Origin of the sequence: Thomasclavelia sp. (genome assembly GCF_017889095.1) — a bacterium.
Taxonomy (GTDB): domain Bacteria; phylum Bacillota_I; class Bacilli_A; order Erysipelotrichales; family Coprobacillaceae; genus Thomasclavelia.
This window is the reverse complement of record NZ_JAGHEW010000086.1, coordinates 1-6,013: the sequence shown is the minus strand read 5'-3', so window position 1 is coordinate 6,013 and position 6,013 is coordinate 1. Positions and strand designations below refer to the sequence as shown.

7 protein-coding genes and 2 pseudogenes are annotated in these 6,013 nt (G+C 28.9%); all 9 read left to right on the top strand.

The window, feature by feature from the left end; genetic code table 11:
* Positions 1 to 347, top strand: a pseudogene (locus tag J7M77_RS03865) (hypothetical protein); the annotation flags it as partial.
* A gap of 59 nt (positions 348 to 406) precedes the next feature.
* Positions 407 to 1,192, top strand: coding sequence for a MurR/RpiR family transcriptional regulator (locus J7M77_RS03860; RefSeq protein WP_296876188.1), 786 nt, complete (start codon positions 407 to 409; stop codon positions 1,190 to 1,192).
* A gap of 86 nt (positions 1,193 to 1,278) precedes the next feature.
* Positions 1,279 to 1,935, top strand: a complete 657-nt coding sequence (locus J7M77_RS03855; protein ID WP_296876186.1) for a hypothetical protein — start codon at positions 1,279 to 1,281, stop codon at positions 1,933 to 1,935.
* A gap of 216 nt (positions 1,936 to 2,151) precedes the next feature.
* Positions 2,152 to 3,000, top strand: a complete 849-nt coding sequence (rapZ, locus tag J7M77_RS03850; RefSeq protein WP_367236732.1) for an RNase adapter RapZ — start codon at positions 2,152 to 2,154, stop codon at positions 2,998 to 3,000.
* Positions 3,001 to 3,009: 9 nt separating this feature from the next.
* Complete coding sequence (gene whiA / locus J7M77_RS03845; RefSeq protein ID WP_296876180.1) at positions 3,010 to 3,957, top strand: DNA-binding protein WhiA; 948 nt, start codon at positions 3,010 to 3,012, stop codon at positions 3,955 to 3,957.
* Positions 3,958 to 4,173 (top strand): helix-turn-helix transcriptional regulator, encoded by a 216-nt coding sequence (locus tag J7M77_RS03840; RefSeq protein ID WP_296876178.1) that lies wholly within the window; start codon positions 3,958 to 3,960, stop codon positions 4,171 to 4,173.
* Positions 4,174 to 4,207: 34 nt separating this feature from the next.
* Positions 4,208 to 4,492: a hypothetical protein gene (locus J7M77_RS03835; protein ID WP_296876177.1), complete on the top strand. Its 285-nt coding sequence runs from the start codon at positions 4,208 to 4,210 to the stop codon at positions 4,490 to 4,492.
* A 361-nt stretch (positions 4,493 to 4,853) separates the two neighbouring features.
* On the top strand, positions 4,854 to 5,681 hold the full coding sequence (locus tag J7M77_RS03830; protein WP_296876174.1) for a MurR/RpiR family transcriptional regulator: 828 nt from the start codon (positions 4,854 to 4,856) through the stop codon (positions 5,679 to 5,681).
* Positions 5,682 to 5,853: 172 nt separating this feature from the next.
* Positions 5,854 to 6,013 (top strand): annotated as a pseudogene (locus tag J7M77_RS03825) (PTS sugar transporter subunit IIC); the annotation flags it as partial.

Genomic DNA, 6,013 nt, shown 5'->3' with positions numbered 1-6,013 from the left:
CCAAAGAAAAAAAGCAAAAAAGTGATCATGTCATTTTTGTCATCATGAGTGACGGCTATGAAAATGCTAGTAAAGAATACAGTTATTCACAAATCAAAAAAATAATCGCTAGACAACAAGAAAAATATGGCTGGGAGTTTATTTTCTTAGGAGCTAGGATCAATGCTTGTCATGAAGCATCTAAAATTGGGATCGATATTAATCATTCAATCACTTTTTATGATGATGATAAGGGAGTAGAGGTATCTTTTGAAGCGATGAATAATTATCTTAGTAATTCCCGAAATAATACCTTTGATCCATCATGGTCAAATAAAGTAAGAGAAGATTATCAGCGTAAACGTTAAAATCATAGTATTTAGTGCTTTGATATAGTAAAATTGAAATTAGAAAAGTGGGTGGTTAAATGGGAGTTTTATTAAGCCGATTATTAATTGTTTTAAATGATAGTGATGTTGATAGTACTGATTATCATATAGCTTATTTTTTATTAATGAATTATTATCAATTAGCTGATATGACGATTAGTGACATCGCAAGAAAGTGCCATGTATCTGTTTCGACCATATCTAAATTTATTAGAAAAATAGATTTTGAAGATTTTAGTGATTTTCGTGATGAGATTCCTTTTAAAGAAAATCCCTATAACGTACCTTATAGCTATAATCAAAATATATTAGAATATCTTGAAAATAATAATTTTGATCACTATCTTCAAACAATTCATCAGGATATTGAAGCCTTAAAAGAAATCAATGGAATTAAAGAATTGGCACGGGATTTGCATAAATATAAAAAAGTTGCCAGCTTTGGATTATATTTTTCACAAATTGGAGCGTTAGATTTACAGCTTAAATTAGCCTATAATGGTAAGTTTATCATTACATATTTAAATGACGTTAAACAGGAAGAATTTATTAAAGCCAGTGATGAAGATACGTTAATCATAATTTATTCCAATTCTGGAGATTTTCTAGAAAAAAATGTCCGCTCTAAATTTAAGCCAATAAAAGACTATGATAAAGTAAAAGGAAAGATTGTTTTGATTACTGGTAATAAAGCAGCAAAGGAAAAAAACTTAGCTGATTTGTATATTATTTATAGACAACATTCATCAATTACTACCCATTCAGTTTTATACCCGCTAATCAATGATTTGATAGCTTTAGAATATCGTAAGGTATCCAAGTGATACCTTTTCATTTTCCAAAAATCGAAATATCAAAGATAACTAAAAAAATATGCTATATTTTAATTGTTGAATAGGAGGCAAGATATATGGCAGTTGTATTTTTTCCAAGTTGTAAAGAAAAACAAGATCATCCTCGTGAAAGTCAAAAAGTTAAGGAATATCTTTATCAAAGATTTCAAATTGAACCAGTTGGCTGTTGTCGAGCGGGTCATAAAAAACTAACTCCTGATGATAAAGCAATTGTATTATGTCCTACATGTGCCTGTATCATTGAAGAAAGTTCTTTAACTTCAAAAGTAAGCTTTTTATGGGAAATTATTGATCAAGATCCTAACTTTATTTTTCCAAATTATCATCATGAAGCAATGACAATTCAAGATTGCTGGAGCGCTAAAGGAAGAACGGGGATGCAAAAAGCAGTAAGATCTTTACTTAAAAAAATGAATATAGATGTTATTGAACTAGAAGATAATTATGATCAGACGTCATTTTGCGGCACTAAGTTAGTCAATCCTTGCTTAAAGTCGAATCAAATATTAGCACCGAAAAAATATGGCGGTGATAATGTTAAAATGTTCAAACCGATTGTAAAAGATAAACAAAAAGCTTATTTTGAAAACTATTGTCAAAAGTTTAAAACCGATAAAGTAGTTACTTATTGCCATTTTTGTAATGAAGGAATTCAAATGGCTAATAAACAGAGTATTCATTTAATTGAATTATTATTTCCAGATAATCAATAAAATCATTAATATTAAAGTGAACCTTTAGGGGTTCATTTTAATTTTGATAAAAAAAGCAATTAATAGCGATATTTTTAGTATAAAACACATAATTTAGATAACTTTTAGAATCAAAATATTTGTGAAAATAATTAAAATCAAGTACACTTATAAAAGTATTTTTGATAAAATGAAGATAGAAAGTGAAGTGAGATTATGGATCAAGAAATAAGAAATATCGATCAAGAAGAGATTGTGATTGTAACTGGAATGTCAGGAGCCGGAAAAACTAGTGCCATGGCTTGTTTTGAAAATTTAGCTTATCGCTGTATAGATAATTATCCCGTGGCTTTATTAACTGAATTTGCAGAGCTAGTTCAAGGTAATTCTAAATATCAAAGAGTTGCGATGGCGGTAAGTTTGGATGATGCTTTAAAGGCAATTCGTCTATTATCTAATTTAGATTGGATTCATTTAACAGTAGTATTTTTGGATTGCGATGATGAGGTACTAGTTAAAAGATATAAAGAAACAAGACGATCACATCCATTATTGATATCTAATAAAGCTTCTTCATTAATTGAAGCGATTGAATTTGAAAGAAGATTAGCGGAACCAATTTCCCGTTTAGCGAATTTGATCATCGATACAACAAAATTAAAAGGAGCAAAATTCCAGGATTTATTAGAAGATTATTTTAGTAAAGGACAAGTCGATCCATTTAGAATAACTTTTGTATCTTTTGGTTATAAACATGGTGTTCCTAAAGATGCTGATTTGTTGTTTGATGTGCGTTTTTTACCAAATCCTTTCTATATTGAAGAATTACGGCATTTAACGGGAAATGATAAAGCTGTATATGATTATGTAATTGAAAAAGAAGAAACACAAATATTCATCAAGAAAATGTTAGATTTGTTAGATTATTTATTAAATGAATATGATAAAGAAGGAAAAATGCATTTAATTGTAGGTATTGGTTGTACCGGTGGGCAACATCGTTCGGTTACTTTGACTAATTATTTTGCAGATCATTATAGTAAATATTATCAGGTGCATCGATTACATCGCGATGCCGATCATTAGAGGATAAAGATGGTATCTTTTTCTCGTGTTGTCAAAGAAGAAGTTGTTTTTAACGATTTTGAATCTTGTTGCCAAAAAGCAATGCTTTGTGCAGTAATTAAGATAAATGGTGTATTATCATTGTCTAATAGTGGTTTATTGTTGACAATTAGAACCGAAAATGCCAAGATTGCTTCGAAAATACATAAGATGTTAAAGGATGAATATGATCCCCAAATAGAGTTTTTAGTTTCACGGAAAATGAAATTAAAGAAAAATAACGTTTATATTCTAAAAGTTACTAAAGCAAGAGAGATACTGGAAGATTTATCTTTGTTGCAAGGTTTAGGTTTTTGTGCGGTTCCTAGCCAGCGTATCTTTAAAAAAGAATGTTGTGTACGAGCTTATTTAGCTGGAGCCTTTCTTTCTTCAGGAAGTGTCAATAATCCAGAAACTTCTAACTATCATTTAGAGATGAGTTTTAATGAAGAAGAATATGCAAAATTTATTGCGAATTTAATTAATTCATTTGAATTAAATGCTAAAATTATCAAACGACGTAATAAATACGTAGTATATTTAAAATCTTCAGAAAAGATTGGTGACTTTTTAAGAGCGATTGGTGCTAGCCAATCAGTCATGAGTTTTGAAAGCACTAGAATTGATCGAAATATGTCAAATACTGTAAATCGCTGGAATAATTGTGATATTGCCAATGAAGTAAAAACTTTAGCTTCAGCTAATAAACAGTTACAAGATATAGAAACAATTGAAATGTTTATGGGCTTAGAAATGCTTGATGAAAAGACACGAAATGTAGCTTTGCTTAGAAAAGAAAATCCCGACTATTCATTAAATGAATTAACAGAAGCGTACTTTAATAAAACCGGTGAAACAATTAGTAGATCTGGGTTGCATCACCAATTTAAAAAAATTAGTATGGAAGCAAAACGATTGATTCAAATGGAGAGTGATTAGATGGAAAAAATAGAAGTAAGATTCGGACAAAGAATCAAAGAGTTACGTTTGAAACAGGGAATTTCCCAAGAAGAGCTAGCGTTTCGCTGTGGTTTGTCGAAAAACTATATTTCTGATGTTGAACGGGGAAGTAGAAATATTTCTTTAAAAGCAATTGAAAAGATTTCGATTGGCTTTGCGATTAATCTAAAAGAATTATTTGATTTTAAGCGATAAATGTGTATGATATAGATAAAAGGAGTTGATACGATTGCCAATATATTATGCGATTTTAGTCATTTTAATTATTTTTGTAATAGTAAGTCTAGTTTTAAACATTCTTACTAGTCCAATTACTTGGATCATTATCGCGGCTTTATTGATCTGGTCATCAATTAAACGATATACTTACAGTAAAAAAGTAGAAGAATATGAGCGAGAATATCGTAAGAAAGCTGAAGAAAAAAGAAAAGCATATCATAGCCAAAATGAATATCGTCGTGGTAGCGAAGATATTATTGATGTTGATTATAAAGAATTTGAAGATGACAAATAGTGTCATCTTTTATTTTGAAAAAAATTTACCAGAATATTGATAAACTAGTAAAAAAAATGAAAATAATATTCTAATTTGATTAAAATTATTCACTAAAAGATACTTTTTTAATAGAATGATAATGCAAGCTTCATAAAGCCTGCATTAATGAAATAGCTATTAACCCTTAGAATATCTGTTGACGCAAAATTTTCTTTTTATTAATAGCTATTTTCATTTTTATATAATTAACAAATTACAAATAACGAGCTTTTTAGCGACTAATATAAAAAGTTCGTTATTTTTATCATATTTTACGTAATTATAAAAGCTGCTAAATATAAATTTTACTATACTGTAAGTATTAAAGAAGGTGAAGAAAATGAGTCTTTTATCAAAATTAGAATATAAAAAAGGCTTTAGTGATCTGGAAAAAGGAATTGCCAATTATTTAATTGATCATAAAGAAGAAGTGGCTGATATGAAACTAGTTGATTTAGCTGATGCTACTTATACTTCAACAGCTACGATTAGTAGATTTTGTAAGAAGCTGGGAGAAAAGGATTATAATAGCTTTCGAATGAATTTTATGAAATCTGTTTTATTTGAGTATCAAAGTGATGTTGATTTCAATCGTCCTTTTAAAGATAAAGACAGTTTAGAAGAAATTTCTTTAGGAATTAGTAATTTATATAAAGATACGGTTGAAGCAACAAGAAATTTATTAGACTTTGAGCAATTTAATCAGATTGTTGAAGAATTATATAATGCTAAGACGATTGATGTTTATGCTAAAGATACCTCTTATTTATCAGCTTCAATGTTTGAACATCGAATGATCACGATCAATCAATCGATTAATTTAAACAGCTTATATGATCAAGAACGAAGATTACTTTATATGAATAAAGATTCTATTGCTATTATTGTATCTTATTCAGGGGAGTCAGAGTCTATCTATGAAGTAATCAAACATTTAAAGGAAAAAAAGATCAAGATAATTGCAGTAACTTCGATAAATGATAGTTATCTTAGAAAAAACGCTACTTATTGTTTAACGATGTGTTCTAAAGAAAATGTGATTTCTAAAATTGATAGTTTTTCTTCTAAAGTAAGCAGTGATTATATTATGGACTTAATTTTTTCAGCGTTATTTCAAAAAAATTATTATTTAAATTTAATTCATAAAATTGAACGAGAACAAAAGTAGTAAGACCATGGGATTACTACTTTTGTTTACCAAAAAAATGTAAAAAATTTTAATCTTTAAACTCAAGAAATCTTCAATTATGTAAATCGGTTACAGAAAGCGCTTATATTATTGCTTAAAAAAGGTGGGTTTGTTAAGTTTATATTAAATAGATAAGGGAGGAAAATTTAATATGGACAAAATGGCAGATGTCCTTGGCCGCGTAGGTGCGTGGTGTGGACAAAACAAGTATTTATCTGCAATTAAAAATGCGTTCCAAACCTTCATGCCTTTAACTATTGCCGGTGCAGTAGGGGTATTATGGTGCAACGTATTAGTAAATGCAGATTCTG

Coding starts and splice junctions, on each gene's coding strand:
- J7M77_RS03860 (WP_296876188.1), top strand. CDS start 407: ATGGGAGTTTTATTAAGCCGATTATTAATTGTTTTAAATGATAGTGAT.
- J7M77_RS03855 (WP_296876186.1), top strand. CDS start 1,279: ATGGCAGTTGTATTTTTTCCAAGTTGTAAAGAAAAACAAGATCATCCT.
- whiA (WP_296876180.1), top strand. CDS start 3,010: ATGGTATCTTTTTCTCGTGTTGTCAAAGAAGAAGTTGTTTTTAACGAT.
- J7M77_RS03840 (WP_296876178.1), top strand. CDS start 3,958: ATGGAAAAAATAGAAGTAAGATTCGGACAAAGAATCAAAGAGTTACGT.
- J7M77_RS03830 (WP_296876174.1), top strand. CDS start 4,854: ATGAGTCTTTTATCAAAATTAGAATATAAAAAAGGCTTTAGTGATCTG.